The organism is Methylobacterium bullatum (assembly GCF_014845095.1).
Classification (GTDB): Bacteria; Pseudomonadota; Alphaproteobacteria; order Rhizobiales; family Beijerinckiaceae; genus Methylobacterium; species Methylobacterium bullatum.
The window spans coordinates 1-2,964 of sequence record NZ_NKUG01000005.1 but is presented as its reverse complement, the minus strand read 5'-3'; the positions used below and the strand labels follow the sequence as shown (position 1 = coordinate 2,964).

Sequence of the window (2,964 nt, the reverse complement as noted above, 5' to 3'; positions counted from 1 at the left end):
CTCCCGGTACCGCCTGGGGCTACGTCAAGCATTGCTCCAAGATCGGCGAGTTCGCCCACGCCATCGGGGCCGTGCGGATCGAGCCCCATGCCGGACGCGGCCGCGTGGTGATCGGCGCCATCGAGCGTACGCCCCTCGTGCTGCCGGACGCCTCCGAGCTGTTCGGCGGCCGGATCGGCCCCGACTTCGCCGAACGCTTCGATGCACGGGCCGCCGATGCGCGCCTGCGCGGGGCCGGGATGATCGACGCCGTCGACCGCCACGTCCACGTCACCGTTCTGGCGCGCGCCATCGCGCAGGCGGCTGCCGCGCCGCCCTCCCTCACACGCACAGTCGGCGAGGCCGCATGAGCACCGCATCGTTCGCCCTCCGCGACGAGAGCCCGCCCCTCGCTCTCACCGTCAACGGCCGGGCGCGGAGCCTTCGGGCCGAGCCGCGCACCCATCTCGCCGACGTCCTGCGCGACACCCTCGACCTCACTGGAACCCATCTCGGCTGCGAGCACGGAATCTGCGGCGCCTGCACGGTGCTCCTCGACGGCGAGCCGGCGCGGGCCTGCCTGACCTTCTCCGGCGCCTGCGCGGGCGCCGAGGTGACCACCATCGAAGGGCTCGACGACGACCCGGTCGCCGGAGAACTGCGCGCCGCCTTCAACCGCGAGCACGCCCTTCAGTGCGGCTACTGCACGCCCGGCATGCTCATCGCCGCCCGCGACCTCGTCCTGCGCCTGCCGGACGCCGACGAGCGCCGCATCCGTGCCGGCCTCTCGGGCAATCTATGCCGCTGCACCGGTTATGTCGGCATCGTCCGGGCGGTGCGCGGCGTCATCGCCGAGCGTCGCGCCCGCGGCATCGGGCCGACGACCGGCGGACAGCGCGGCCTCGGCCCCGTCGGCGCGCGCCTCGGCACATCGTCCGGCCCGGCATCGGATGCGGCCCGCACGCCCCTACGGCCCGTCGCGCAGGCCGAGACCGCACCGTCGATTGCCGATCTCGACGGCGATTTCGTGCCCGCGCACCGGTTCGACCAGGCCTTCACCGTGGCGCACCCGCCCGACACCGTTTTCGCCTTGTTCGGCGACGTCGAGGCCGTGGCCGCCTGCCTGCCCGGCGCCATGCTGACGGGCCAGCCGACTCCGGACGCCGTCGAGGGCGCGCTTCAAGTGCGGATCGGGCCGATCGCCGCGCGCTTTCGCGGTCGCGCCCGGATCTTTCGCGATGAGGCGGTTCGCACGGGACGCATCCTCGGGGCCGGCAGCGACGCGGGCGGACGCTCCGCCACGCAGGGCGAGATCCGCTACCGCGTCGGACCGGGCGAGATCCCCGGTACCGCCCGGATCGATCTCGCCGTCGGCTACACCCTCCAGGGGCCGTTGGCGCAGTTCGGGCGGCCGGGGCTCGTGCGCGACCTCGCCGGACGCCTCGGGGCCGACTTCGCCGCGAACCTCGAAGCCCGGCTCTCCGGTGCGCCGGTCCCGGCCGCCACGGGCCTCAACCCCCTGCGCCTGCTCCTCACGATGTTGACGACCTCCCTGCGCCGGCGCCTCGCCGCATGGGGCCGCCGTCCCTGACCGTCGCCTCCTCCCCGCGATCCTGCCCGCGATCCTGCCAAAGACCGGAGACCACCATGACGCGCAGCCACACGATCCCCGCTCTGACCCTCGCCTTCGTCCTGTCGGCGGGGGTGGCCCACGCGCAGGCCATCCGGATCGGCGTCAACGAGCCCCTGACCGGACCCTTTGCGGCGTCGGGCACCTACGTGGTCAATGGCGCCAGGATCGCCGCCGACGAGATCAACGCCAAGGGCGGTGTCTTGGGACGTAAGCTCGAACTCGTCGTCGAGGACAACAAGAGCAACCCCACAGAAGCGGCGGCGGTGGCCGAAAAACTCATCACCAGCGACAAGACCCCGGTGCTGATGGGCGCCTGGGGGTCCAGCCTGACGCTCGCGGTGATGCCCAAGCTCGCCGATTACGAGACCGCGATGCTGGTGGAGACCTCGTCGTCGGGCAAGATCACCACCTCGGGCAACCCCTACGTCTTCCGCATCTCCCCGCCCTCGGCCCTCGAAGCCGAGGCCTTCGCGCCGATGGTCGAAAAGCTCGGCCTGAAGAAGGTCGATTTCCTGGCCATCAACAACGACTGGGGCCGGGGGGCGGCGGCCGATTTCGGCAAGATGCTCAAGGGCAAGGGTGTCACGGTCGGCCTCGTGGAGACCATGGACCAGGGCGCGCAGGACATGAGCGCCCAACTCTCCAAGCTGAAGGGCTCGGATGCCGACACGCTTCTGATCACGGCCGCCGTCGATCAACTGACGCTCCTGTTCAAGCAGATGGCGGCGCTCGGCCTCAAAAAGCGGATCATCACCACCGGCGGCTCCCAGAATCCGGACCAGATCATCGCCCAGGCGGGTGCTGCCGCCGAGGGGACGATGCATCTCACCACCTTCCTGCCCTGGTACCCGGAGAAGACCCCGAACCCGACGGCCACCGCCTACTTCATCGGCGAGTGGAAGAAGCGCGGCTTCGAGTTCGCCGGCGTCACCGAGAGCTTTCGCGGCTACGACGGCATCCGCGCCATCGCGGCGGCCATCGAGAAGGGCGGCGCCGCCGATGCGGCCTCGATCAAGAAGGGCTTCTGGTCGGTCGATTTTACCGGCCTCAACGGCCCGATCCGCTTCGCCAAGTCCGGCCCCGTCGGGTCCGAGAGCGGCCAGAGCAAGCCCGACGTCTACCTCGTCAAGATCGACGGCGGAAAAGTCGTGGTGCCGACGCTCTAGCCGCGCGCATGCCTCCCGGCTCGCACCCCTCGGGTATCACATGCGGAACAGGCTCTCCTCCTTAGGGCTACTGGATTCCCCATCTGTTTTTGCAGGCAGAGCGCGTCCCTCTCCCCCTTGTGGGGAGAGGTTAGGAGTGGGGGTGGCTCCGCTAGCCCCCGCAAGCTGAGGGTCGCTCAACCACCC

2 protein-coding genes and 1 pseudogene are annotated in these 2,964 nt (G+C 70.6%); all 3 read left to right on the top strand.

Features of this window, described 5'->3' with window-relative positions; translation table 11 throughout:
* Positions 1-350, top strand: a pseudogene (locus MBTS_RS00420) (FAD binding domain-containing protein); the annotation flags it as partial.
* Positions 347-1,570: a xanthine dehydrogenase family Fe-S subunit gene (locus MBTS_RS00415; RefSeq protein ID WP_192214873.1), complete on the top strand. Its 1,224-nt coding sequence runs from the start codon at positions 347-349 to the stop codon at positions 1,568-1,570. The pseudogene MBTS_RS00420 and the gene MBTS_RS00415, both read left to right, overlap by 4 nt.
* 56 nt (positions 1,571-1,626) lie before the next feature.
* A complete protein-coding gene (locus tag MBTS_RS00410; RefSeq protein WP_147832678.1) occupies positions 1,627-2,778 on the top strand; it encodes an ABC transporter substrate-binding protein in 1,152 nt (383 codons plus the stop codon).
* Positions 2,779-2,964 lie beyond the last annotated feature (186 nt).